This is a genomic window from Streptomyces sp. NPDC058751, assembly GCF_042746485.1.
GTDB lineage: Bacteria > Actinomycetota > Actinomycetes > Streptomycetales > Streptomycetaceae > Streptomyces.
In genome coordinates, this window is record NZ_JBHYPZ010000056.1 from 1 (window position 1) to 24,274 (window position 24,274).

General features: G+C 71.9%; 21 protein-coding genes, 1 tRNA gene and 1 pseudogene. 18 read left to right on the forward strand and 5 right to left on the reverse strand.

Going from position 1 to position 24,274, the window contains the following annotated elements; translation table 11 throughout:
* Positions 1-95: 95 nt before the first annotated feature.
* Positions 96-1,166, forward strand: a pseudogene (locus ACFW6B_RS36010) (Tat pathway signal sequence domain protein); the annotation flags it as partial.
* A 233-nt stretch (positions 1,167-1,399) separates the two neighbouring features.
* Here the strand turns inward: ACFW6B_RS36010 and ACFW6B_RS36015 are convergent.
* The gene (locus ACFW6B_RS36015) at positions 1,400-3,799 is read right to left on the reverse strand and encodes an SCO7613 C-terminal domain-containing membrane protein (protein WP_386603081.1); all 2,400 of its coding nucleotides are present in this window, start codon (positions 3,797-3,799) and stop codon (positions 1,400-1,402) included.
* 125 nt (positions 3,800-3,924) lie between these two features.
* Here ACFW6B_RS36015 and ACFW6B_RS36020 point away from each other — a divergent pair, with 125 nt between their 5' ends.
* Entirely contained in the window at positions 3,925-4,371 is a 447-nt protein-coding gene (locus tag ACFW6B_RS36020) for an SRPBCC family protein (protein ID WP_386603083.1), read from the forward strand.
* A gap of 39 nt (positions 4,372-4,410) precedes the next feature.
* Positions 4,411-4,482 (forward strand) — tRNA-Val (locus tag ACFW6B_RS36025).
* Between the two features lie 81 nt (positions 4,483-4,563).
* Here ACFW6B_RS36025 and ACFW6B_RS36030 read toward each other — a convergent pair.
* Positions 4,564-5,289, reverse strand: coding sequence for a 3'-5' exonuclease (locus ACFW6B_RS36030; protein WP_386603085.1), 726 nt, complete (start codon positions 5,287-5,289; stop codon positions 4,564-4,566).
* 170 nt (positions 5,290-5,459) lie between these two features.
* Between ACFW6B_RS36030 and ACFW6B_RS36035 the strand changes: the two genes are divergently transcribed.
* The 3 genes from ACFW6B_RS36035 to thrS all read left to right on the forward strand — a co-directional run bounded on the left by ACFW6B_RS36035 (position 5,460) and on the right by thrS (position 9,351).
* The gene (locus ACFW6B_RS36035; protein WP_386603087.1) at positions 5,460-6,026 is read left to right on the forward strand and encodes a DUF4365 domain-containing protein; all 567 of its coding nucleotides are present in this window, start codon (positions 5,460-5,462) and stop codon (positions 6,024-6,026) included.
* Positions 6,023-7,240, forward strand: a complete 1,218-nt coding sequence (locus ACFW6B_RS36040; protein WP_386603089.1) for a hypothetical protein — start codon at positions 6,023-6,025, stop codon at positions 7,238-7,240. Before ACFW6B_RS36035 ends, ACFW6B_RS36040 begins: the two co-directional genes overlap by 4 nt.
* A 134-nt stretch (positions 7,241-7,374) precedes the next feature.
* A complete protein-coding gene (thrS, locus tag ACFW6B_RS36045) occupies positions 7,375-9,351 on the forward strand; it encodes a threonine--tRNA ligase (protein ID WP_386603091.1) in 1,977 nt (658 codons plus the stop codon).
* A gap of 41 nt (positions 9,352-9,392) precedes the next feature.
* Here thrS and ACFW6B_RS36050 read toward each other — a convergent pair whose 3' ends face one another.
* The gene (locus ACFW6B_RS36050; protein WP_386603094.1) at positions 9,393-10,049 is read right to left on the reverse strand and encodes a potassium channel family protein; all 657 of its coding nucleotides are present in this window, start codon (positions 10,047-10,049) and stop codon (positions 9,393-9,395) included.
* Positions 10,050-10,116: 67 nt separating this feature from the next.
* On the opposite strand from ACFW6B_RS36050, the gene ACFW6B_RS36055 reads away from it, so the two are divergent.
* Positions 10,117-10,677, forward strand: coding sequence for an HIT domain-containing protein (locus ACFW6B_RS36055; RefSeq protein ID WP_151468443.1), 561 nt, complete (start codon positions 10,117-10,119; stop codon positions 10,675-10,677).
* An 86-nt stretch (positions 10,678-10,763) separates the two neighbouring features.
* Here ACFW6B_RS36055 and ACFW6B_RS36060 read toward each other — a convergent pair whose 3' ends face one another.
* Together ACFW6B_RS36060 and ACFW6B_RS36065 are read right to left on the reverse strand one after the other, a co-directional pair.
* Complete coding sequence (locus ACFW6B_RS36060) at positions 10,764-12,431, reverse strand: hypothetical protein (RefSeq protein WP_386603097.1); 1,668 nt, start codon at positions 12,429-12,431, stop codon at positions 10,764-10,766.
* A gap of 177 nt (positions 12,432-12,608) precedes the next feature.
* Positions 12,609-14,804 carry an elongation factor G-like protein EF-G2 gene (locus ACFW6B_RS36065; RefSeq protein ID WP_386603098.1) on the reverse strand — a complete coding sequence of 732 codons (2,196 nt, stop codon included), beginning with the start codon at positions 14,802-14,804 and terminating at the stop codon, positions 12,609-12,611.
* Between the two features lie 218 nt (positions 14,805-15,022).
* On the opposite strand from ACFW6B_RS36065, the gene pgsA reads away from it, so the two are divergent.
* From pgsA to yajC, 11 genes are all read left to right on the forward strand, one after another.
* The gene (gene pgsA, locus ACFW6B_RS36070; RefSeq protein WP_386603178.1) at positions 15,023-15,745 is read left to right on the forward strand and encodes a phosphatidylinositol phosphate synthase; all 723 of its coding nucleotides are present in this window, start codon (positions 15,023-15,025) and stop codon (positions 15,743-15,745) included.
* Positions 15,742-16,692 carry a phosphatidylinositol mannoside acyltransferase gene (locus ACFW6B_RS36075; RefSeq protein WP_386603101.1) on the forward strand — a complete coding sequence of 317 codons (951 nt, stop codon included), beginning with the start codon at positions 15,742-15,744 and terminating at the stop codon, positions 16,690-16,692. The genes pgsA and ACFW6B_RS36075 overlap by 4 nt, the downstream gene beginning before the upstream one ends.
* Entirely contained in the window at positions 16,689-17,849 is a 1,161-nt protein-coding gene (locus ACFW6B_RS36080) for a glycosyltransferase family 4 protein (protein ID WP_386603103.1), read from the forward strand. Before ACFW6B_RS36075 ends, ACFW6B_RS36080 begins: the two co-directional genes overlap by 4 nt.
* A 97-nt stretch (positions 17,850-17,946) precedes the next feature.
* The gene (locus ACFW6B_RS36085) at positions 17,947-18,492 is read left to right on the forward strand and encodes a hypothetical protein (RefSeq protein WP_386603105.1); all 546 of its coding nucleotides are present in this window, start codon (positions 17,947-17,949) and stop codon (positions 18,490-18,492) included.
* A 157-nt stretch (positions 18,493-18,649) separates the two neighbouring features.
* On the forward strand, positions 18,650-19,564 hold the full coding sequence (gene pdxS, locus ACFW6B_RS36090) for a pyridoxal 5'-phosphate synthase lyase subunit PdxS (RefSeq protein WP_037621192.1): 915 nt from the start codon (positions 18,650-18,652) through the stop codon (positions 19,562-19,564).
* 4 nt (positions 19,565-19,568) lie between these two features.
* On the forward strand, positions 19,569-20,174 hold the full coding sequence (gene pdxT / locus ACFW6B_RS36095; protein WP_386603107.1) for a pyridoxal 5'-phosphate synthase glutaminase subunit PdxT: 606 nt from the start codon (positions 19,569-19,571) through the stop codon (positions 20,172-20,174).
* 76 nt (positions 20,175-20,250) lie between these two features.
* On the forward strand, positions 20,251-21,003 hold the full coding sequence (locus tag ACFW6B_RS36100; protein ID WP_386603110.1) for a YebC/PmpR family DNA-binding transcriptional regulator: 753 nt from the start codon (positions 20,251-20,253) through the stop codon (positions 21,001-21,003).
* A gap of 132 nt (positions 21,004-21,135) precedes the next feature.
* Positions 21,136-21,732, forward strand: coding sequence for a crossover junction endodeoxyribonuclease RuvC (gene ruvC, locus ACFW6B_RS36105; RefSeq protein ID WP_386603112.1), 597 nt, complete (start codon positions 21,136-21,138; stop codon positions 21,730-21,732).
* Positions 21,729-22,340, forward strand: a complete 612-nt coding sequence (gene ruvA, locus ACFW6B_RS36110; protein WP_386603114.1) for a Holliday junction branch migration protein RuvA — start codon at positions 21,729-21,731, stop codon at positions 22,338-22,340. Before ruvC ends, ruvA begins: the two co-directional genes overlap by 4 nt.
* A 97-nt stretch (positions 22,341-22,437) precedes the next feature.
* Entirely contained in the window at positions 22,438-23,532 is a 1,095-nt protein-coding gene (gene ruvB, locus ACFW6B_RS36115) for a Holliday junction branch migration DNA helicase RuvB (protein ID WP_386603116.1), read from the forward strand.
* 177 nt (positions 23,533-23,709) lie between these two features.
* Entirely contained in the window at positions 23,710-24,231 is a 522-nt protein-coding gene (gene yajC, locus ACFW6B_RS36120) for a preprotein translocase subunit YajC (RefSeq protein WP_386603119.1), read from the forward strand.
* Positions 24,232-24,274: the final 43 nt, after the last annotated feature.

Consider the following 24,274-nt stretch of genomic DNA (forward strand, 5'->3'; position numbering starts at 1 on the left):
CTGGCCCATGGGGCGAGCTTGAGCCGTGTGCATTGAAAGGTGCACGCACGGTTCTGAGGGGGCCGGGATGCAGTAATGCATCCCGGCTACCCGACGACTACGGCGACATCATGCACTCGTACGACCCCGTCAGGCACCAGTGGCGCTACGACGTCGGCGGCTACGCCTGGGACAACTCCGAGCTGTCGCCGGACCTGTGGCTGTGGTTCGCCTACCTGCGCAGCGGCCGCGCGGACATCTTCCGCTTCGCCGAGGCCATGACCCGGCACACCGGCGAGGTCGACGTCTACCACCTCGGCCGGTGGGCGGGGCTCGGCACCCGGCACGGAGTGCAGCACTACGCCGACAGCGCCAAACAGCAGCGCATCGCCAACACCACCTACCGGCGCTACTACTACTTCCTCACCGCCGACGAACGCGTCGGCGACCTCATGCGGGCCAACGTCGACTCCGACGAGACGTTCCTCGCCCTGGACCCGCTGCGCAAGATCCGCACCGAGCCGTACACCCCGGACCGGCACGCGCTGTCGATCGGCTTCGGCACGGACTGGAGCGGGCTCGTCTCGGCGTGGCTGACCGAGTGGGAGCGCAAGGGGCCCAAGTGGGAGAAGGCCAGGGCACGGGTGCTGTCCACGATGGAGACCATCGCCGCGCAGCCCAACGGATTCGTCCAGGGCTCCGGCCTGTACGACCTCGACACCGGCCGGTTCGCCGTCGCGGCCGCGCCGGTGGTCGGCGTCTCGCACCTGTCCGCCGTCTTCGGCCTGAACGAACTGTGCGCCGAACTCATCGACCTCGTCGACATGCCCGCCTTCGAGGAGGCGTACCTCGACTACTGCCGCTACTTCAACGCCACCAAGGCCGAACAGGCGGCCCGCTACGGCACCGACTTCGGCACCCTGCTGCTCTTCCAGGGCCATTCGCGCCTCGACGCGTACGCCGCGGTCCGGACGGGCGACGACCGGCTCGCCACCCGCGCCTGGGCGAAGTTCTACGGCTCCGACGGCTACACCGAGTCCTCGCCCTGGAAGACGGAGGAACTGAGCGGACCGGTCACGCTGGTGCCGGGCAGCGAGGCGAGCTGGGTCTACACGAACGACACGGCGCTCTACGGCCTCGCCGCCATCGAGAACCTGGCACTCCTCGGCGACCGGATGCCCTCGTGACCGGCCGCCGGGAGGCCGACGGCCAGTGCCGTGACCGGAAAGGTTCACCGGCTCGCGACGCCCGGCACGGCACCTCGCCGCGTTGTCGCACCACCCAAGTACATCCAGTACGCGGGCGATACTCCGCCTTGCGATGCTCCCCCACTGCCTGAACGGCGTGGGAGGTGCCCCCATCACCGGACGCCGCGAGCTTCCCGGCAAACCTTTCCGGTCACGGCACTAGTGCCGCGGCACTAGTCCATCCGCCCCAGCACCTCCCGCACCCGCCGTGCGTCGCGGATCCGCTGCTCGTACGTGGCGCCCAGGGCGAGCAGCAGCAGACCGGCGAGTGCGGGAGGCGTCCAGCGGGGAAGCGCGTCCACCACCTGCACGACGTACGGGGCGAGTTCGTGCAGGGCGTCCAGGACGAGCACGGCGCCGCCCAGCACGAGCGGAGCCTGCAGCCGGTGCCGGGCACCCAGCAGGGTGACGGCGAGCGCCGCCGCGCCCAGCAGCAGCGGACGCGGCCACTGCCCGTCCCCCCACACCGCGAGCAGGCTCGGCGCGAGCGTCGCGGACAGACCCGGCGCGTACGCCGTCCACGACGACACCGAGTCGTCCGAGCGGCGCCTGAACGCGCCCAGGAGCAGGGCCGGAACCGTCACCGGCAGCGTGTACGCCTCCGGGAAGCCGACGCCCCAGGACGCGAGCCGCACCCAGGAGGCCAGCACGAACAGGGCGGCGGCCGCGTACCCGACGGGGCGCCGGTCCTCCCGTACGGCCGTACCCGCGGCGATCAGCCCGCACAGGGCCAGGACCGTTGCCAGCAGGGCGGGTTCGGCCACCGAGAGCGCTACCGCGAGCAGCCCGGCGAGGCCGCCGGTGATCTCGATCGACAGGGTCGTCGGGGCGTCCTCGGAGCGCGCGGCGAGCAGCGCGGCGGCCACGGGCACGACCAGCACCAGCAGTGCCGTGTGCTGGGGCTGGAGCCCGAGGGAGGCGCCCGCCGCACAGGCGAGGGCCGTCGCGTACCCGAGCGCCGCGGGCGCCGCGACCGGGCCGCGGCCGGGCCGGAGGGCGGCCGCCGCGAACAGGGCGGTCAGCGTCGCGAGCACCGTCAGGGTCGCGGCCTCGGAGGCCAGCGCGAGGAACGCCAGACCGAGTGAGGTGAGCACGGCCGGCACCTGCGCCGTCAGCGGGCGGACGGCCCTGTCGGCGTACCCGAGCAGCGCCGCCGTGGTGAGTCCGTGGACGGCCAGGCCGACCAGGTAAGGGAGTTCGAGGGTCGCCGGGAGGACGAGCACCGCCGCCCACGCCAGGGTCAGCGCGCAGGCCAGGGCGTGCGGACGCCAGGCGGCGGCGCGGACGGCCACCACCGAGGCCGCGGCGACCAGCGCGAGCACGAGCGGCGCCGTGACCGCGTCGGCGGGCCAGGGCAGACCGTTCGTCACCGCCTCCCGCGCGTCCGCCGGGGCACCGGACCAGACGGAGCCCGCCCACCCGGCCGGTCCCACCAGGGTGATCACGACCACGGGCAGGGCCCAGACCACGGCGAGCGCCCCCACGCAGCCGGAGGCCAGGGCGGCCCCGCGGCGCACCGGAGCGGGAAGTCCCGCTCCGGCCACGGCGAGGAGGGCGATCGCGCACACCAGATGGCCGGGGACCGTCCACGCGTCCGGCAGGGACGTGCGCAGCAGCCCGCCGAACGCGACGACGCCGAACAGCCCTCCGGCCGTCGCGACGCCCGTCGCGGTGGCCGCGGTGAGACCCGGCCGCGGGGCGCCCCACGCCGCCGTCAGCGCGATCGACGCGGCGAGGAGGAGGAGTGCCGCCGCCCGGGCGGCGGCACTCGGTCCGGTGGACGTCCAGGACAGCCAGCCGGCGGAGAGGGCTCCCCAGGCGCCCAGGCCGTACGCCCCGGTGGCGGCGACGGCGCGGACGGAGCGCACGGGCACACGAAGGGCGAGCGCCGAGTCGAGCGCCGCCGTGACCAGCAGGGCGGCCGTGACGGCGTACGCACCCGCCGAGGCGGCCACCGCCCACAGGAGCAGCGGCAGCTGCGCGGCGACCACGGCCGCGGGCAGCGGCAGCCGCAGCGACGGACGCGCACCCGGGCCGTCCGTCCGCAGCGGCGCGCCCAGCGCGATCCCGTACGCCGCCCACACCACGGCGAGCACCGTCGAGGCGAGCGCCGCGTAGCCGACGCCGTCCGTCCGGGGGAGCGCCACCGCGTACAGCGCGTACGCGTCGAGGACCGTCAGGACGAGGCCGGTCCCGGCCAGCGCCTCGGCCGTCGAGCGCAGCCCGCGGCGCAGCAGGGGCACGGGAGCGCCGAGCGCGGCCACCGTCACGGCGCCGAGCACCAGCGACCGTCCCGTGATCCCCAAGTGGCCCCAGCCGACCAGGGTGAACGCGATGGCGGCGACGGCCAGCAGGACGCCGCCGAGGAGCAGGAGCGCGTTCTGCACCCCGGGCGCGGTGGTCTCGGGCCGCCGGGCCCCGGGCGCCGGGGGCGCGGTCCGTACGGGCGCCGCCCGGAGGGCGTGGACCAGCCAGGCGCGGCGGGTCAGCAACACGGCCCGGCGCGCGTCGAGCTGCCGCAGCTCGGTGTCGACGAGCCGCAACTCGTCGGCCGGGGACGGGATCTGGGTCATGGTCCGGAGTGTGGCCCGGGCCACGCCACCCGGACATGAGCGCGGGTACTCACGCCGTACTCATGTCGGCGCACGTACACGGCGGGTACTTCCGGCAGCCGGGCCTCCGCGGGCACACTCGGCCCATGGACTGGACCCACTACCGCTTCCGCACCGTGTGGGAGCTGCCCGCGCCGCCCGCGGAGGTCTACGCGGTCCTGGAGCGGGCCGAGACCTACCCGCGCTGGTGGCCCCAGGTGCGCGAGGTGAGACCCGTCGACGAGCACAGCGGCGTCATCCGGATCCGCTCGGTCCTGCCGTACGACATCACCGTCACCGCGCGCGCCGCGCGCCGGGACCCGGAGGCCGGCGTCCTGGAGATCGGCATGTCGGGCGATCTCGACGGCTGGGCACGCTGGACCTTCGAGGCGGCCGGCCCGGGAACCCTCGCCCGCTACGACCAGGAAGTGCACGTCACCACGCCCCTGCTGCGCCGGCTCGCCGTGCCGGGACGCCCCTTCTTCCGCGCCAACCACGCCCTGATGATGCGCGCGGGACGGCGCGGACTGAGGGCTCACCTCACAACGGTTTGAACCGCACCCGCCGGGACCTGTATTGTTCAGTCCGTTCCCGGGCGATTAGCTCAGTGGGAGAGCGCTTCGTTCACACCGAAGAGGTCACTGGTTCGAACCCAGTATCGCCCACCCGGAAAGGACCGGTCCGTCGCCGACGGACCGGTCCTTTGTCGTGCCGACGCCGTCGCGCCCGGTCCGGGCCGCGCCCGGTCAGGCCGCCGCCGGCAGGTCCGGGCGCAGCGGCCACGCCGGATCCACCGCCTCCGGCGAACCGCTGCGCGCGAACCACGCCTGCAGCCCGCGCGCCTGCGCCGCGTGCCACACCGTCTGGAGCGTGTGCAGCTCGGACGGCGACAGCCGCTCCAGCCGGGCCGAGAAACGGCGCCCCACCGCACGGACGACCTCCATCGAGGCCAGTGCGTCGGCCGCCGCGTCGTGCGCGCCCTCCAGCGCGACCTCGTAGTGCGCGCACAGATCGGTCAGGGTGCGGCGGCCCTTGCGGTAGCGGTCCAGGTGTTTGTCGAGGACGCGGGGGTCGAGCACGCGCAGCGACGCCGACTCGAACCAGCGGTCGAGGGACGAGGCCCGATGCCTGCGCAACTCCCGGTCCAGCAGTGTCAGATCGAACGGAGCGTTCATCACCACCAGCGGCCGGCCCGCCGTGGCCTGCTCGCTCAGCTCCCGCGCTATCTCCTCCATGACGGGCGACGGCCAGCGGCCGTTGCGCTGCAGATGTTCGTCCGTGAGCCCGTGGACCGCCGTCGCCCCCGCGGGCACCGGCACTCCGGGGTTCACCAGCCACCGGGTCACCCGCGGACGGGCACCCGGGGCGTCCTGGACGACGACGGCGGCCGACACGATCCTGTCGGTCTCGACGTCCACGCCCGTGGTCTCCGTGTCGAACGCGGCCAAAGGGCCTTCGTACCAGCACGTCATACGCACACAACTCCTCGTTCACCCACGGCAGCTGACGCACCGCCTTCTGCCCGTTTGGTGATACCCGGGCTGTTTGCGCCGTACGCCGGAAGGAGACAACAGAGGTACGGGTCTTTGCAGTTCAGCGACCCGTCACGGGGACACATCAAGCCCGGAAGGCTGTTGGACTCATGGCAATCGCGCAGCCCGAACGGGGCGGGCTGCTGCCCCAGCGGACGGCAACCCACCGCGGATCGCTCGCCACCACCGCCTGCATGGAGACCCTGCAGGTGGGTTACCTGCACGCCGTCGCGGCGGCCGCGGGCTGTTCGCTGTCCCAGCCGTTTCCCGACAACGGCATCGACTGGCACGTCAGCCACAGCGCCCCCGGGCACACGGTCGACGACGAAGTCACCATCAAGGTGCAGCTCAAGTGCACGTACCAGATCCCGCCGAACCCCCCGGGGCCCGCCTTCTCCTTCACGCTCGACAACGAGCACCTGGCGAAGCTCGCGCGCACCCCGGTCTCGGTGCACAAGATCCTGGTCGTGATGCTCGTGCCCAGATCCCAGGACGACTGGCTGCGCGCCAGCCACGACCGGCTCGACCTGCGGCACTGCTGCTACTGGATCAACCTCGCCGGACACGCCATCACGGGCCGGCGCCGGACCACCGTCCGCATCCCGACGGCCCGGATCTTCGACGACCGGGCCCTGTGCGAGATCATGACGAGGGTCGGGACGGGAGGCAGACCATGACACACCGCCCCATCCACGAGGCGCTCCGGCCGGTCGGGCCGCACCCCGCCGAAGCCTTCTGGAACGATCCGCCGGCCCCCGACCAGGTGGACCCGGCCGTGCTCGGCGCACTGCTGCGGCGGCACGGCTGGCAGCGCCGCGGGGGAGCTGCCGGGCGGTACGGCAGGTGGACCCCACCCGGGCCCGGGGGCGGCGGCACCAGCCTGCTGGTGCCGGAGAACCGGGCCTTCCCCGACAGCGACGACCTCCTGGGCGAGGCACTCGTCGCGCTCTCCCGCAGCGGCTCCCCGGCCGCGCGCGACGTCCTCGTCGCCCTCGCCGTGCCCAGCGACGAGATCCGCTGGTGGCGGGACGTGCCGACCGGCCCCGTGGGCGCGGCGCCCTGGACCGTCGAGGAACAGACGCGCGGGGCGGCTCGCCGGATGCTGCTCGCCGGCGCGCTCGCCGCACGCGCGCGTGCCGGCTACTACGGGGCCCGGCACCGCAGGGCGGCCACCGCCTCCCTGGAGAACGTCCTGGTCGGCGCGGAACCGGGCGGCCGCGGTCTGACCGCCTTCGTGCCCGTCACCACCGGCCGGCCGCTCGCCGTACGCCTGCACGAGGCGCTGTGCGCGGCCCGCGAGGCCATCGACTACCAGCGGGCCACCGGCGGCATGGACGCCTTCGACGCGGCCGTCGAGGCGGGCGTCAGCCATGAACTGACGGAAGCCCTCGTGACCCTCGTCCGGGGCACCGAGGGCGCCCGCGTCACCGTCGAGTGGTCACCCGCCGCGGGCGTCCCCGAGGGCGGCGCGAACCCCGCCGAGCCCGTCGAGTTCTCGCCCGGCGACCTGCCCGTGCTGCGCGAGGCCGGGGCCCGCTATCTGCGCGAGGAGCCGTCCGTGCCGGTCAGGCTCACCGGTGCCGTGGTCCGGATGCGCAGGTCGGGGCCGCGCGGGGCGGGCACGGTACGGCTGCGGGTCATCGCGGGCGCCGAGGTCCCGCACGTCCGGATGACCCTCGACGAGGAGGCGTACCGGATAGCGGGCCAGGCCCATCTGGTCGGGCTGCCGGTACGGGTGCACGGCCGCCTGGAGAGCCGCGGCGGCTTCCGCAGGCTCACGGACGCCACCGGTGTCGTACCCGTCCAGGTGGACGAGGCCGAACGGGACCGGCTGATGAAGTCGCTCCAGGAGAACCTGGACTTCTTCGAGGAGGCGTGCAGCGAGGACTGAGACGCCCGCGCGGCGGGGTCCGGGGCGCACTGTCCACAACCGTTTCGCGGAGGGGACCCCCGGCTCGGTAGGATTCGGGGCATTGCCACGCCATGCCGTATGTGGTGTGGGACCCCTTCAGTCAGGAGAGACCGGTGTCAGACGTCCGTGTGATCATCCAACGCGATTCCGAGCGGGAAGAGCGCGTGGTGACGACGGGCACTACGGCCGCCGACCTCTTCACCGGCGAGCGCACCGTCGTCGCGGCCCGTGTGGCGGGCGAGCTGAAGGACCTCGCGTACGAGGTGAGGGACGGCGAGGAGGTCGAGCCGGTCGAGATCTCCTCCGAGGACGGCCTGAACATCCTGCGCCACTCCACCGCGCACGTGATGGCCCAGGCCGTGCAGGAGCTCTTCCCCGAGGCCAAGCTGGGCATCGGCCCGCCGGTCAAGGACGGTTTCTACTACGACTTCGACGTGGAGAGGCCCTTCACGCCCGAGGACCTCAAGGCCGTCGAGAAGAAGATGCAGGAGATCCAGCGGCGCGGGCAGCGCTTCTCCCGCCGCGTGGTCACCGACGAGGACGCCCGCGAGGAGCTCGCGGCCGAGCCGTACAAGCTGGAGCTCATCGGCATCAAGGGCGCCGCGTCCACGGACGACGGCGCGAACGTCGAGGTGGGCGGCGGCGAGCTGACCATCTACGACAACCTGGACGCCAAGACCGGCGAGCTGTGCTGGAAGGACCTCTGCCGGGGCCCCCACCTGCCCACCACCCGCAACATCCCGGCGTTCAAGCTGATGCGCAACGCTTCGGCGTACTGGCGAGGCAGCGAGAAGAACAAGCAGCTCCAGCGCATCTACGGCACCGCCTGGCCCTCCAAGGAGGAGCTGAAGGCGCACCTCGACTTCCTCGCCGAGGCCGAGAAGCGCGACCACCGCAAGCTGGGCAACGAGCTGGACCTGTTCTCCGTCCCGGACCAGATCGGCTCCGGCCTCGCCGTCTTCCACCCCAAGGGCGGCATCGTCCGCCGGGTCATGGAGGACTACTCGCGCCGCCGGCACGAGGAGGAGGGCTACGAGTTCGTCTACACCCCGCACGCCACCAAGGGGAAGCTCTTCGAGACCTCGGGCCACCTGGACTGGTACGCCGACGGCATGTACCCGCCCATGCAGCTCGACGAGGGCGTGGACTACTACCTCAAGCCCATGAACTGCCCGATGCACAACCTGATCTTCGACGCGCGCGGCCGCTCGTACCGTGAACTGCCGCTGCGCCTGTTCGAGTTCGGCACCGTGTACCGGTACGAGAAGTCGGGCGTCGTGCACGGCCTGACCCGTGCCCGGGGCTTCACGCAGGACGACGCGCACATCTACTGCACCAAGGAGCAGATGGCGGACGAGCTCGACAGGACGCTCACCTTCGTCCTGAACCTGCTGCGCGACTACGGCCTCACCGACTTCTACCTGGAGCTGTCCACCAAGGACCCGGAGAAGTTCGTCGGCTCGGACGAGATCTGGGAGGAGGCCACCGAGACGCTGCGCCAGGTCGCCGAGAAGCAGGGCCTCCCGCTGGTCCCGGACCCGGGCGGCGCCGCCTTCTACGGCCCGAAGATCTCCGTCCAGGCCCGCGATGCCATCGGCCGCACCTGGCAGATGTCGACGGTCCAGCTCGACTTCAACCTGCCCGAGCGCTTCGACCTGGAGTACACCGGCCCGGACGGTGCCAAGCAGCGTCCGGTCATGATCCACCGCGCGCTCTTCGGCTCCATCGAGCGGTTCTTCGCCGTGCTCCTGGAGCACTACGCGGGCGCGTTCCCGGCGTGGCTCGCGCCCGTCCAGGCGGTCGGCATCCCGATCGGTGACGCGCACGTGGAGTACCTGCAGACCTTCGCCGCAGAGGCGAAGAAGAAGGGCCTGCGCGTCGAGGTCGACGCTTCCTCGGACCGGATGCAGAAGAAGATCAGGACGGCCCAGAAGCAGAAGGTGCCGTTCATGATCCTGGTCGGTGACGAGGACATGAACGCGGGCACGGTGTCCTTCCGCTACCGCGACGGTTCCCAGGAGAACGGCATTCCGCGTGACGAGGCGCTGGCGAAGCTCGTTGACGTGGTGGAGCGTCGCGTTCAGGTGTGATCTTGTCCCCGCAGACGCGGGGTTCGAGGCCCCCGGGAAGCTCAGCTTCCCGGGGGCCTCTCGTCGCTCTCGCGCGAGAACATCTGCAACAGCCACGACGAGAAGGACCCCGTCACCGCGCCGAGCAGCCCCAGACCGCACGCCATCATGGCGACCGCGATCGTCCGCCCCAGCGGCGTCACCGGCGTCACGTCGCCGTACCCGACGGTCGCGAGCGTGGAGGCGGCCCACCACACCGAGTCGCCGAAGGTGACGATCGTCGCGTGGGGCGCCTGGTACTCGGCCTGGTAGACGGCGAGGGCCCCCGAGAAGCCGAGCAGCAGGACCGCGATGCTCGCGTAGAAGATCACCCGTGCGTACAGCGGGAGCCGGGGCTCCCCGCGGCGCCGCAGCACGGCGTCGTAGAGCTTGACGACCCTCACCGGTCGCAGGAGCGGCAGGAGGAGGACCACCGTGTCCAGCAGGTGGTGCCGGACGAACCGCGGCCCCTGTCCGCTCAGCCGCCAGCGCACCAGATAGTCCACGAGGAACACGGTCCAGGTGGCCATGATCACCGCGAAGCAGGCCTCGCGTCCCTCCTCGGGCAGACCGTGCGCCAGGACGTGGACCGCGTACGCGGCGAGGAACAGCAGCGACCCGACCGCCAGCGGTACCTCCGTGCGGTGCTCCCAGCGGGTCATCGGGCTGTCGTCGTCCATGGCCACAGCTTGGCCGCAGGCCCCTTCGGCCGGTACCCGCCGACACGCCGCGAACGGGCGAAGCAATATGCTGCAACACATGACGAGTGAGCCGGAGCAGCAGATCGGAGTGGGAACGCAGGACGCGTTCCAGCGCCTTTGGACGCCCCACCGGATGGCTTACATCCAGGGCGAGAACAAGCCCACCGGCCCGGGGGCCGACGACGGTTGTCCGTTCTGCTCGATACCGGCCAAGTCCGACGAGGACGGGCTGATCGTCAGGCGCGGGGAGCACGTGTACGCGGTGCTCAACCTCTACCCGTACAACGGCGGGCACCTGATGGTCGTGCCCTACCGGCACGTCGCCGACTACACGGACCTCACCGGGCCGGAGACCGCCGAACTCGGTGAGCTGACCAAGCAGGCCATGACCGCCCTGCGCGCCGCCTCCGGTGCCCACGGCTTCAACATCGGCATGAACCAGGGAACCGTCGCGGGTGCCGGCATCGCCGCACACCTGCACCAGCACATCGTGCCCCGCTGGGGCGGCGACACCAATTTCATGCCGGTCGTCGGCCACACCAAGGTCCTGCCCCAGCTCCTCGCGGACACCCGCAAGATGCTGGCGGAGGCCTGGCCCACCGCGTAGCCGGTTCCGGGGCGCCCCACCGGGCGCCCCGGCCGTCGGCCGGGGCCGGGGTTCGTCCGCCGCGACCGGGCCCGTCCGCCGTGCGGCTAAGCGTCGTACACGTCGGCCTTGCGCGGTGAGAGGTCCTGCACCGCCGTGCTGAGGAAGGCCGAGCGGTTGCCGAACTTCTCCGTGTCGACGCCGTTCTCCGCGAGGACCTTGATCGCGGCCGAGTGCACCACGCGCAGCACGGGCGTCGCGGCCCGCAGCGCGTCGTCCGCCATGAAGCGGTGCCGCCACGGCTGATCGGCCCAGGCGTGCCGCAGCCCGAAGGGCTCGGGCAGCCCCAGGCTCCCGCCGAGCCAGTTCAGCAGCGGCGGGTACCAGGTCAGGGGTGCCCGCGCCGCGAGCCGCACGACCTCGTCCGCGGTGACCAGCGGCAGGCTCACCTTGCGGGTCTCCCAGAACCTGACCGTCTTCGCGACCTCCTTGGTGGGGGCCTCCGGCTTGCTGGTGAACAGCGGGTTCACCGGTCCCAGCGCGTGCCCGGTCACCTCGATGCGCAGCGTCTGGTGCAGCACGGTCACCGTGATCATCATGGTGATGACCAACTGGCCGTCCCACAGCGTCCACTGGACCCCGAGGTAGTGCCGGTCCCCGCTGCCGAACTGCTGCTTGTTGCAGATGTCCTGCACGGCGTGCGTCTTGATCGTGTACGCCTCCACGTCCGTGCCGCCCGGCCGGGACACGGCGGTCGCCTTCTCGCCGATGGGGGTGACGATCCAGTGCTTTATCGAAGGCGCCGGGAAACCACCGGTGTTGAGCGGGCCGCGCTCCAGCATGCGCAGCTGGTCGTGGATGTTGCGGATGACGTCCCAGCTGCGGAAGGGGTGGATCTCCTTCTTCTCGTCCAGGGCCACCAGGTCCTCGGCGAGCTGCCAGCTTCCCCAGCGGGTGCCCATGCCGAGTATGCCCTTGGGGCCCGCGTAGAAGACCGAGTTGGACTGCTGCTCCGCGGTGAGCCGGGCGAGCGACTGGCGCAGTTGCTCCGCCGCCGTCTCACCGGGACTGCCGGGGACCGCCTCGGGGATCTTGGCGCCGATGCCGCCGCCCGACAGCAGGCCGGCCCAGCGCTCCCGCAGGTCCTTGGCGGTGCGCTCGCAGATCTGCTTCGCCCACAGCCAGCCCACGACCGGGAGGACCACCGCGGCGCGTGCGTACCAGGCCCAGAAGCCGGTGAACGGCATGCGGATGAGGAAGAGCACGGCCAGGGCGCCGACGGCGAACAGGAGGGTGGTGCCTAGCGCGGAACCCCGCTTGTCCGTGCGCTTGGCCATCTGCGTACGGATCTGGAAGACCATCAGCCACACCAGCAGCCCGGGCAGGAACAGCAGCCCGCAGAGCACCATGACGGCCGACAGCCAGTTGTCGCGTTCCCGGCGGATGTTGGTGGCGGCGAGGCAGTGCTCCACGACGACCTGCGGCTCGGTGCCGAAGGACTGGACCAGCGGAGCGCGGCCCGCGCCCAGCATGCGGGCCGTGACGGCCCCCGCGAAGGCCTCGCCGAGATTCGGCGCGAACAGCTTGACCCGGCCGGCCTTGACCGTGGACTGGTGCCATTCGTTGTCGGCCTTGAGGATCTCCTCCATCGGACTGTCGCGGTACGCTGCCGAGGCCAGGGCGAAGGTCGCCGCCGTCTGCCCCGCGGTGCCCGTGAGCGGCACCTGCGCCCCGGGAGTGAAATCGAAACCGTCGAATGCCACTTCCGCCCCCATCGCCGCCGCACCCGCTCCTGCGGCCTTCCCGACTTCGGTGTCCCGCACACCTGTTGATCAGGTCTTCGTCTTGATCAGTTCTCAGCGTATCGGCCGCGGCCGACATTCGTCGGCGGACGGCCGAAGCCGCCCACCGACGGATGAACCCCCCGGCGAAGGGCCCGGGGCCCCCGCCTCTCAGGTGGCGGCCTCCTGTTCGCGCAGCCGCTCGGCGATGTGCTGCGGCATGGGTTCGTGCCGTGCGTAGTGCCGGTCGAAGCGCGCGGTGCCGTGCGAGACGGACCGCAGGTCGACGGCGTACCGCCCGATCTCGATCTCGGGCACCTCGGCGCGTACGAGCGTGCGGCCGCCGGCCGCCTGCTCGGTGCCCACCACCCGGCCGCGCCGTCCCGACAGATCGCTCATCACCGGGCCCACGTAGTCGTCGCCGACGAGGACGGTCACCTCCGCCACCGGCTCCAGGAGGTGGATCACGGCGTCACGGGCCGCCTCGCGCAGCGCGAGCGCGCCCGCCGTCTGGAACGCGGCGTCGGAGGAGTCCACCGAGTGGGCCTTGCCGTCCTTCAGCGTGACCCGTACGTCGATGAGCGGATAGCCGGCGACCACGCCCTTGGCCGCCTGGGCGCGCACCCCCTTCTCGACGGAGGGGATGAACTGCCGGGGCACGGCGCCCCCGACGACCTTGTCCACGAACTCGATGCCCGAGCCGTTCGGCAGCGGTTCGACCTCGATCTCGCAGATCGCGAACTGGCCGTGCCCGCCGGACTGTTTGACGTGGCGGCCGCGTCCGGCGGCGGGGCCGGCGAACGTCTCGCGCAGGGAGACCTTGTGCGGGACCACGTCGACCTGGACGCCGTAGCGGTTGCGCAGCCGCTCCAGGGCGACGTCCGCGTGCGCCTCGCCCAGGCACCACAGGACGACCTGGTGGGTGTTCTGGTTCTGCTCCAGGCGCATCGTGGGATCCTCGGCCACCAGCCTGCCGAGCCCCTGGGAGAGCTTGTCCTCGTCCGCCTTGCTGTGCGCCTCGATGGCGAGCGGGAGCAGCGGGTCGGGCATCTGCCACGGCTCCATGAGCAGCGGGTCGTCCTTGGCCGAAAGGGTGTCCCCCGTCTCGGCGCGGCTCAGCTTCGCCACACTGGCGAGGTCGCCCGCGATGCAGTGCGTGAGGGCGCGCTGCTGTTTGCCGAACGGCGCGGACAGGGAGCCGATCCGCTCGTCGACGTCGTGGTCCTCGTGTCCGCGGTCGGTCAGCCCGTGTCCGGAGACGTGCACCGTCGCGTCGGGGCGAAGGGTCCCGGAGAAGACCCGGACCAGGGAGACCCGGCCCACGTAGGGGTCGGAGGCGGTCTTCACGACCTCGGCGACCAGCGGCCCGTCCGGGTCGCACGCCTTCACCTCGCGCGGTGCGCCGTCCGGGGTGGTCACCGCGGGCGCCGGGCGCTCCAGCGGGGTCGGGAAGCCGCGGGTGACCAGTTCGAGGAGTTCGACGGTGCCGAGGCCCTGCCGGGCTCCCTCGGCCGCGGGGGCCGCGGCCAGCACCGGGAAGAAGCTCCCGCGGGCCACGGCCCGCTCCAGGTCCTGCACGAGTGTCTTGAGGTCGATGCTCTCGCCGCCGAGGTAGCGGTCCATGAGCGTCTCGTCCTCGCTCTCGGCGATGATCCCCTCGATCAGCCGGTTGCGGGCCGCCTCGATGAGCGGTTGCTGCTCGGGCCCCGGATCCGCCTCCTTGCGCTCCCCGGAGGAGTAGTCGAACAGCTGCTGGGTGAGCAGGCCGATCAGGCCGGTCACGGGCGCGTGCCCGTCCGGCGCGGGCGCGCCGTGCAGCGGAAGGTAGAGGGGCAGTACGGCGTCGGGGTCGTCCCCGCCGAACGCCTGCGCGCAGACCTCGGTCATCCCCTCGAAGTCCGACCGGGCCGATTCGAGGTGGGTGACCACGATGGCCCGCGGCATCCCGACGGCCGCGCACTCCTCCCACAGCATCCGGGTCGAGCCGTCCACCCCGTCCGAGGCCGAGACGACGAAGAGGGCCGCGTCCGCCGCTCGCAGTCCGGCCCTGAGCTCACCGACGAAGTCGGCGTACCCGGGGGTGTCGATCAGGTTGATCTTGAACCCGTCCCAGTCGACGGGCACCAGGGAGAGCTGCACCGAGCGCTGCTGCCGGTGCTCGATCTCGTCGTAGTCCGAGACGGTCCCGCCGTCCTCCACGCGGCCCGCCCGGTTCACCGCTCCCGCCGTCAGCGCGAGAGCCTCCACCAATGTCGTCTTGCCCGATCCGCTGTGACCGACCAGCACCACGTTCCGTACGGACGCGGGGTGGTCGGCCGCCGTAGCCCTGCCGGCGGCTCCGGGGTGTGCGTTCGCCTTGTCGCCCATGGTCTTGCCTCCCGTGCACGGTGAGGTCTCTGTGGGCGCGGGACATGCCGGATCCGCGTGCGACGGCGGCTCCGGGGACGCCCGCGGTCCTTCGAGCTTTGCACTCGCGTCACTGCGCGTCCATACAGGGGGCGCGATCCCGCCGTGACACCGGCGGCATCGGGTCGTGACACGGGGCGCGGGTGCCCGGCCATCGCACTGGCGCACGCGTGGCTACGATGGGCCAGCCGACGGCCAGCAGGGGCCGTCCGGCGACACCGACCCTCGGGAAGGCCATGCTGAACAAGTACGCGCGTGCATTCTTCACGCGTGTCCTCACACCGTTCGCCGCGTTTCTCGTCCGCCGGGGGGTGAGCCCCGACACGGTCACGCTCCTGGGCACGGCCGGAGTCGTGGCGGGCGCGCTGGTCTTCTTCCCCCGGGGAGAGTTCTTCTGGGGAACGATCGTCATCACGCTCTTCGTGTTCTCCGACCTGGTCGACGGGAACATGGCGCGCCAGCTCGGCCGCTCCAGCCGGTGGGGCGCCTTCCTGGACTCCACGCTCGACCGGGTCGCCGACGGCGCGATCTTCGGCGGCTTCGCGCTCTGGTACGCGGGCAACGGCGACGACAACGCCCTGTGCGCCGTCTCGATCTTCTGTCTCGCCAGCGGCCAGGTGGTGTCGTACACGAAGGCCCGCGGCGAGTCGATCGGTCTGCCGGTCGCGGTCAACGGTCTCGTCGAGCGCGCGGAGCGGCTGGTGATCTCGCTGGTCGCGGCCGGTCTGGCGGGCCTGCACACGTTCGGCGTGCCCGGCATCGAGGTGCTGCTGCCCATCGCGCTGTGGATCGTCGCCGTCGGCAGTCTCGTCACCCTGATCCAGCGGGTGGTCACCGTCCGCCGGGAGGCCGCCGAGGCGGACGCCGAGGTCGCCGCCCAGAGCAGTGAGGCCACCTCGTGACCAGCCTGCGCGACAGGCTGGCCGACGGCGCCTACGCCGCGGGCTGGAGCGTCGTCAAGAAGCTTCCCGAGCCGGTCGCCGCGGGCCTCGGCCGCACGATCGCCGACATCGCCTGGAAGCGGCGCGGCAAGGGGGTCCAGCGCCTGGAGAGCAACTACGCGCGCGTGGTGCCGGACGCGACACCCGAGCGGCTCGCGGAGCTCTCCCGGGCCGGCATGCGCTCGTACCTGCGCTACTGGATGGAGTCGTTCCGGCTTCCCGCGTGGAGCGAGGAGCGGGTCACGCACGGGTTCGACCCCAAGGACGTGCACCGCCTCACCGACGGGATCGCCTCCGACCGGGGCGTCATCCTGGCGCTTCCGCACATGGCGAACTGGGACCTCGCGGGCGCCTGGGTGACCACCGGCCTCAAGACGCCGTTCACGACCGTCGCGGAACGGCTCAAGCCCGAGTCGCTGTACGACCGTTTCGTCGCCTATCGCGAGGGCCTCGGCATGGAGGTCCTGCCGCACAGCGGGGGTTCCGCCTTCGGCACGCTGGCCCGGCGCCTGCGCGACGGCGGACTGGTCTGCCTGGTCGCCGAACGGGACCTGTCCGCCTCCGGTGTCGAGGTGGAGTTCTTCGGCGAGACGACCCGGATGCCCGCGGGACCGGCCCTGCTCGCCCAGCAGACCGGCGCCCTCCTGCTCCCCGTGACGCTCTGGTACGACGAGTCGTCCGTGATGCGCGGCCAGGTGCACCCGCCCGTCGAGGTCCCCGGATCAGGTACCCGTGCCGAGAAGACGTCCGTCATGACACAGGCGCTGGCCGACGCCTTCGCCGAGGGCATCGCCGAGCACCCGGAGGACTGGCACATGCTGCAGCGGCTGTGGCTCAAGGACCTCGACGCGGGGAAGACTCCCCGCGAGGGGTCCGGCGCGCGGGACCCCGAGAAGAGGGCGTCGTGAGGATCGGCATCGTCTGCCCGTACTCCTGGGACGTTCCGGGCGGCGTCCAGTTCCACATTCGTGACCTGGCCGAACACCTCATCGGTCTGGGGCACGAGGTCTCCGTGCTCGCCCCCGCGGACGACGACACGCCCCTGCCTCCGTACGTCGTCTCGGCGGGCCGCGCGGTCCCGGTCCCGTACAACGGCTCGGTGGCGCGGCTGAACTTCGGCTTCCTGTCGGCGGCCCGCGTGCGGCGCTGGCTGCACGAGGGGACCTTCGACGTGGTCCACATCCACGAGCCGTCCTCGCCGTCGCTCGGCCTGCTGACGTGCTGGGCGGCGCAGGGCCCCATCGTCGCGACCTTCCACACCTCGAACCCGCGCTCCAGGGCGATGGTCGCCGCTTACTCGATCCTCCAGGCCGCCCTGGAGAAGATCAGCGCGCGGATCGCCGTGAGCGAGTACGCCCGGCGCACCCTGGTCGAGCACCTCGGCGGTGACGCCGTCGTCATCCCGAACGGCGTCGACGTCGACTTCTTCGCGCGCGCCAAGCCCAAGCCGGAGTGGCAGGGCGACACCATCGGGTTCATCGGCCGCATCGACGAGCCCCGCAAGGGGCTGCCGGTGCTCATGAAGGCCCTGCCCGCGATCCTGGCCGAGCGCCCGCAGACGCGGCTGCTGGTCGCCGGGCGCGGCGACGAGGAGGAGGCCGTGGAGTCGCTGCCCGCCGAGATGCGTTCGCGCGTCGAGTTCCTCGGCATGGTCAGCGACGAGGACAAGGCCCGTCTGCTGCGCAGCGTCGACCTGTACGTCGCGCCCAACACCGGCGGCGAGAGCTTCGGGATCATCCTGGTCGAGGCGATGTCCGCCGGGGCGCCCGTGCTGGCCGCGGACCTCGACGCGTTCGCCCAGGTCCTCGACCAGGGCTCGGCGGGCGAGCTGTTCGCCAACGAGGACGCGGACGCCCTGGCCGCCGCCGCGCTCGGCCTGCTCGCCGACCCGGACCGCCGGGCCGTCCTGCGCGAGCGGGGGAGCGAGCACGTACGGCGCTTCGACTGGTCGACGGTCGGCGCGGACATCCTGTCCGTGTACGAGACGGTGACGGACGGCGCCGCGGCGGTGGCCACCGACGAACGCACGGGCCTGCGCGCCCGCTTCGGGCTGGCCCGGGACTGACACCTCCGCGCCCGCCGGGACCGGCCGGCCCGCGGGGCACTCCCGCACGGGCCCCGGCCCGGCGGGGCGGTGACGGGCCCGGGTAGATTTGCCGCCCGTGACCGCAACCCTCATCTGGATCCTCGCCGGCCTCGTGGCGATCGGCCTCTACCTGAGCTGGACCGCCGGGCGCCTCGACCGGCTGCACGCCCGTATCGACGCCGCCCGCGCCGCCCTCGACGCGCAGCTGCTGCGCCGGGCCTCCGTGGCGCAGGAACTGGCCACCTCCGGGGTGCTCGACCCGGCCGCCTCGATCGTGCTCTACGAGGCGGCGCACGCGGCCCGGCAGGCCGAGGAGGACCAGCGCGAGGTGGCGGAGAGCGAGCTGAGCCAGGCCCTGCGGGCGGTGTTCGGGGAGACCCAGCAGGTCGAGGCGGTGCGCGAGGTGCCCGGCGGCGAGGCGGCGGCCGGTGAGCTGGCGCAGGCCGTGCGCCGGGTGCCGATGGCGCGGCGCTTCCACAACGACGCCGTGCGCGCCGCCCGGGCCCTGCGCCGGCACCGCAAGGTCCGCTGGTTCCGCCTCGCGGGTCACGCCCCGTTCCCCATGGCCTTCGAGATGGACGACGAGCCCCCGACGGCCCTCGCGGACCGGCCGGTGAGCTGACGGTCCCGGCGGGCGCGGGAACGTGCAGGCGGGTACGTACAAAGGTGTGCGGGAGCGAAAACGATCCACCGCCTCACCATTGGCCCTTGCAGTGGACTGGTCGCCTCGCGTTTGCTCGGAGCTGCAGAAATCCTCTTTCACCGAGTGAGGTCAACCCGTGTCCAGCACCCTCCCCAACTCCGCCGAGAACACCGCCATCGGCACCGCCCGCGTCAAGCGCGGCATGGCCGAGCAGCTCAAGGGCGGCGTGATCATGGACGTGGTCAACGCCGAGCAGGCGAAGATCGCCGAGGACGCCGGCGCCGTGGCCGTCATGGCCCTGGAGCGGGTCCCCGCCGACATCCGCAAGGACGGCGGAGTCGCCCGGATGTCGGACCCGAACATGATCGAGGAGATCATCGAGGCGGTCTCCATCCCGGTGATGGCCAAGTCCCGCATCGGCCACTTCGTCGAGGCCCAGGTCCTGCAGTCCCTCGGCGTCGACTACATCGACGAGTCCGAGGTCCTCACCCCGGCCGACGAGGTCAACCACTCGGACAAGTTCGCGTTCACCACCCCCTTCGTCTGCGGCGCCACCAACCTGGGCGAGGCCCTGCGCCGCATCGCCGAGGGCGCGGCCATGATCCGTTCCAAGGGTGAGGCCGGCACCGGCAACGTCGTCGAGGCCGTCCGCCACCTGCGCCAGATCAAGAACGAGATCGCCCGCCTGCGCGGCTTCGACAACAACGAGCTGTACGCCGCCGCCAAGGACCTGCGCGCCCCGTACGAGCTCGTCAAGGAGGTCGCCGAGCTCGGCAAGCTGCCGGTCGTGCTGTTCTCCGCCGGCGGTGTCGCCACCCCCGCCGACGCCGCGCTCATGCGCCAGCTCGGCGCCGAGGGCGTCTTCGTGGGCTCCGGCATCTTCAAGTCCGGCGACCCGGCCAAGCGCGCCGCCGCCATCGTGAAGGCCACCACCTTCTACGACGACCCGAAGATCATCGCGGACGCGTCCCGCAACCTCGGCGAGGCCATGGTCGGCATCAACTGCGACACCCTCCCCGAGACCGAGCGCTACGCCAACCGCGGCTGGTAGTCGCATGAGCACTCCTGTCATCGGTGTCCTGGCCCTCCAGGGCGACGTACGGGAACACCTCATCGCCCTGGCCGCGGCGGACGCCGTGGCCAGGCCGGTGCGGCGGCCCGAGGAACTCGCCGAGGTCGACGGCCTGGTGATACCCGGCGGCGAGTCCACCACCATCTCCAAGCTGGCGGTCCTCTTCGGAGTGATGGAGCCGCTGCGCGCGCGGGTCCGCGAGGGACTGCCCGTCTACGGCACCTGCGCGGGCATGATCATGCTCGCCGACAAGATCCTCGACCCACGCTCGGGCCAGGAGACCGTCGGCGGCATCGACATGATCGTGCGCCGCAACGCCTTCGGACGGCAGAACGAGTCCTTCGAGGCGGCGGTCGACGTCAAGGGCGTAGAGGGCGATCCTGTAGAGGGCGTCTTCATCCGTGCCCCCTGGGTCGAGTCCGTGGGCGCCGAGGCCGAGGTGCTCGCCGAGCACGAGGGCCACATCGTCGCGGTACGCCAGGGAAACGCGCTCGCCACGTCGTTCCACCCGGAACTGACGGGCGATCACCGTATGCACGGTCTGTTCGTCGACATGGTGCGCGCGAACCGGACACCGGCGTCCTTGTAGGATCTGTGGGGTCTTCCCAGGCTCCCGAAGCCTGGGGGAGTCCGTACAGGTTGGGTTACGCGAAGGAGACAGGCAGATGTCCGGCCACTCTAAATGGGCTACGACGAAGCACAAGAAGGCCGTGATCGACGCCAAGCGCGGCAAGCTCTTCGCGAAGATGATCAAGAACATCGAGGTCGCGGCCCGTACCGGTGGCGCCGATGTGTCCGGCAACCCGACGCTGTTCGACGCCATCCAGAAGGCGAAGAAGAGCTCGGTCCCGAACAAGAACATCGACTCCGCGGTCAAGCGCGGCGCCGGTCTCGAAGCCGGTGGCGCCGACTACGAGACGATCATGTACGAGGGCTACGGTCCGAACGGTGTCGCGGTGCTCATCGAGTGCCTCACCGACAACCGCAACCGCGCGGCCTCCGACGTGCGCGTCGCCATGACCCGCAACGGCGGCAGCATGGCCGACCCGGGTTCCGTGTCGTACCTGTTCAACCGCAAGGGCGTCATCGTCGTCCCCAAGGGTGAGCTGACCGAGGACGACGTCCTCGGTGCCGTGCTCGACGCGGGCGCCGAGGAGGTCAACGACCTCGGCGAGAGCTTTGAGGTCCTCTCCGAGGCCACCGACCTGGTCGCGGTGCGCACCGCGCTCCAGGAGGCCGGCATCGACTACGACTCCGCCGACGCCAACTTCGTCCCGACCATGCAGGTCGAGCTCGACGAGGAGGGCGCCCGGAAGATCTTCAAGCTGATCGACGCCCTGGAGGACAGCGACGACGTGCAGAACGTCTTCGCCAACTTCGACGTCAGCGACGAGGTCATGGAGAAGGTCGACGCCTGACCGAGGGCATGCCCGGAGCGACGGGCCGACGGGGGACACCCCCGTCGGCCCGTCGCTCTGTCAGTGGCACCCGATAGCCTGCACGAACTGGGAACACCCCAGCGACGACAGGCGAGATCGAAGGAGGCCCGGGTGCGGGTGCTGGGTGTCGACCCCGGGCTGACCCGGTGTGGTGTCGGGGTGGTCGAAGGAGTCGCCGGGCGGCCCCTGACCATGCTCGGAGTCGGAGTCGTGCGCACACCGGCCGACGACGAACTGGCCCTTCGCCTGGTCGCCGTCGAGCAGGGCATCGAGCGGTGGCTCGACGAGTACGAACCCGAATTCGTCGCCGTGGAGCGCGTGTTCAGCCAGCACAACGTCCGGACCGTGATGGGCACCGCCCAGGCCAGCGCCGTCGCCATGCTCTGCGCGGCCCGGCGCGGCATCCCGGTCGCCCTGCACACCCCGAGCGAGGTCAAGGCCGCCGTCACCGGCAGCGGTCGCGCGGACAAGGCCCAGGTCGGCGCGATGGTCACCCGCCTGCTCCGGCTCTCCGAGCCCCCGAAGCCCGCCGACGCGGCGGACGCCCTCGCGCTCGCCATCTGCCACATCTGGCGAGCCCCCGCCCAGAACAGACTCCAGCAGGCCGCCGCACGGACCGGACCCGACCGGGCCGTCGCGCAGAACCGGCTCCAGCGGGCCGCGGCCGCGCACGCCCAGAACCCAGCACCGAAAGGCCGTACCGCATGATCGCCTTCGTCAGCGGCCCGGTCGCCGCCCTCGCCCCCGACTCCGCGGTCGTCGAGGTCGGCGGCATCGGCATCTCCGTCCAGTGCACGCCGGGCACCCTCTCCGGGCTCCGCACGGGACAGCAGGCGAGACTCGCCACCTCCCTCGTCGTCCGCGAGGACTCCCTCACCCTGTACGGCTTCGCCGACGACGACGAGCGCCAGGTCTTCGAACTGCTCCAGACCGCGAGCGGGGTCGGCCCGCGCCTCGCCCAGGCGATGCTCTCCGTGCACACCCCCGACGCCCTGCGCCGTGCCGTGTCCACCGGTGACGAGAAGGCCCTCGTCGCCGTTCCCGGCATCGGCAAGAAGGGCGCCCAGAAGCTGCTGCTGGAGCTCAAGGACCGGCTCGGCGAACCGCTCGGCCCCGGCGGCCCCGCCATCGGCACGGCGGTCACCGCGAGCTGGCGCGACCAGCTGCACGCCGCGCTCGTCGGCCTCGGGTACGCGACCCGCGAGGCCGACGAGGCGGTCGCCGCCGTCGCCCCGCAGGCCGAGGCCGCCGAGGGAACCCCGCAGGTCGGCCGGCTCCTGCGAGCCGCCCTGCAGACCCTGAACCGAGCACGCTGAACGGCCCCGGCCACCGGGCCGGGCGCGCGCCCCGGTGCGGCCCGCGCCCGACGCACCGCCGACCGCCCCACCACCACGAGACCGCGAGGCACCACCGATGAACTGGGACGACACGACAGACGAAGCCGCCGACCAGGGGCTCGTCGGACCCGCCGCCGAGCGGCTGGTCCGCTCGGTCGCCGACGGCGAGGACCAGGCCGTCGAGGCCGCGCTGCGCCCCAAGGACCTGGACGAGTTCATCGGCCAGGAGAAGGTGCGCGAGCAGCTCGACCTGGTCCTGCGCGCCGCCCGCGCGCGCGGGGCCACCGCCGACCACGTGCTCCTCTCCGGTGCCCCCGGCCTCGGCAAGACCACCCTCTCCATGATCATCGCGGCCGAGATGGGCGCCCCCATCCGCATCACCAGCGGCCCCGCCATCCAGCACGCCGGGGACCTGGCCGCGATCCTCTCCTCCCTCCAGGAGGGCGAGGTCCTCTTCCTCGACGAGATCCACCGCATGTCCCGGCCCGCCGAGGAGATGCTCTACATGGCGATGGAGGACTTCCGGGTCGACGTCATCGTCGGCAAGGGACCCGGCGCCACCGCCATCCCGCTGGAACTGCCCCCGTTCACCCTGGTCGGCGCCACCACCCGCGCGGGGCTGCTGCCCCCGCCGCTGCGCGACCGCTTCGGCTTCACCGCGCACATGGAGTTCTACGAACCCGCCGAGCTGGAGCGTGTCGTCCACCGCTCCGCCGGTCTCCTGGACGTCGAGATCGGAGCCGAGGGCGCCGCGGAGATCGCCGGCCGCTCCCGCGGCACGCCCCGCATCGCCAACCGTCTGCTGCGCCGCGTCCGTGACTACGCGCAGGTCAGAGCGGACGGAGTCATCACCCGGGAGATCGCCGCGGCGGCCCTGAAGGTCTACGAGGTCGACGCGCGCGGGCTGGACCGTCTCGACCGCGGAGTCCTCGAGGCCCTGCTCAAGCTTTTCGGCGGCGGTCCTGTCGGGTTGTCCACACTCGCTGTCGCAGTGGGGGAGGAGCGTGAGACCGTGGAAGAGGTCGCCGAGCCCTTCCTCGTACGGGAGGGGCTCCTCGCCCGTACTCCCCGTGGCCGGGTGGCGACACCCGCGGCATGGGCGCATCTCGGCCTCACGCCACCTCGCCGGTCGGCCGGTGGAAACGGACAAGAAGACCTGTTCGGGGCGTGACGGCGCGCGTACCCGCCGGGGCAGGAACCCCGGTGCCATGCTGAGCGTTGTTCCGTCAGTGCGGACTCGCTTAGACTCCGCCGATGCCGCCCTTGTCGGCGGCATACGCACCCCCCATACATACCCCCATCCAGCAGGCCGCTCACCTGGTGCGGTCGAAGAAGGAAGTTCCGACCCGTGAGTCTCGTGACCCTCCTCCCGTTCATCGTGCTCATCGGGGCCATGTTCCTGATGACCCGGTCGGCCAAGAAGAAGCAGCAGCAGGCGGCTTCCATGCGCGACGAGATGCAGCCCGGCTCAGGCGTGCGCACGATCGGCGGTATGTACGCCACCGTCAAGGAGGTCAACGAGGACACGGTTCTCCTTGACGCTGCCCCGGGTGTGGACCTGCTCTTCGCGAAGAACGCGATCGGTGCCGTCCTCACGGACGACGAGTACAACCGCATCGTCCACGGCATCGAGCACGACCTGAAGGCCGACGGCTCCGTCGTGCCGGACGACGCCTCCTCCCTCACCGAGACCGACGAGCCCGCCGCCGACGCCTCTTCCGACGCCTCCGACGACAAGCCCCTCGACCTCGGCAAGAAGGACGCGGCGGACGAGCCGGCCGACGAGACCGTCGAGGCGAAGGCCGACAAGGCCGCCGGCGACGAGGCGGAGCCGAAGAAGACCGACGGCGGGACCGACGCGAAGAAGTAGTCACGACCCGGGAGAACGGCGCGATCCGCTCGCGCCCCGCACC

Coding starts and splice junctions, on each gene's coding strand:
- ACFW6B_RS36015 (WP_386603081.1), bottom strand. CDS start 3,799: ATGACCCAGATCCCGTCCCCGGCCGACGAGTTGCGGCTCGTCGACACC.
- ACFW6B_RS36020 (WP_386603083.1), top strand. CDS start 3,925: ATGGACTGGACCCACTACCGCTTCCGCACCGTGTGGGAGCTGCCCGCG.
- ACFW6B_RS36030 (WP_386603085.1), bottom strand. CDS start 5,289: ATGACGTGCTGGTACGAAGGCCCTTTGGCCGCGTTCGACACGGAGACC.
- ACFW6B_RS36035 (WP_386603087.1), top strand. CDS start 5,460: ATGGCAATCGCGCAGCCCGAACGGGGCGGGCTGCTGCCCCAGCGGACG.
- ACFW6B_RS36040 (WP_386603089.1), top strand. CDS start 6,023: ATGACACACCGCCCCATCCACGAGGCGCTCCGGCCGGTCGGGCCGCAC.
- ACFW6B_RS36050 (WP_386603094.1), bottom strand. CDS start 10,049: ATGGACGACGACAGCCCGATGACCCGCTGGGAGCACCGCACGGAGGTA.
- ACFW6B_RS36055 (WP_151468443.1), top strand. CDS start 10,117: ATGCTGCAACACATGACGAGTGAGCCGGAGCAGCAGATCGGAGTGGGA.
- ACFW6B_RS36060 (WP_386603097.1), bottom strand. CDS start 12,431: ATGGGGGCGGAAGTGGCATTCGACGGTTTCGATTTCACTCCCGGGGCG.
- ACFW6B_RS36065 (WP_386603098.1), bottom strand. CDS start 14,804: ATGGGCGACAAGGCGAACGCACACCCCGGAGCCGCCGGCAGGGCTACG.
- pgsA (WP_386603178.1), top strand. CDS start 15,023: ATGGGCCAGCCGACGGCCAGCAGGGGCCGTCCGGCGACACCGACCCTC.
- pdxT (WP_386603107.1), top strand. CDS start 19,569: ATGAGCACTCCTGTCATCGGTGTCCTGGCCCTCCAGGGCGACGTACGG.
- ACFW6B_RS36100 (WP_386603110.1), top strand. CDS start 20,251: ATGTCCGGCCACTCTAAATGGGCTACGACGAAGCACAAGAAGGCCGTG.
- ruvA (WP_386603114.1), top strand. CDS start 21,729: ATGATCGCCTTCGTCAGCGGCCCGGTCGCCGCCCTCGCCCCCGACTCC.
- ruvB (WP_386603116.1), top strand. CDS start 22,438: ATGAACTGGGACGACACGACAGACGAAGCCGCCGACCAGGGGCTCGTC.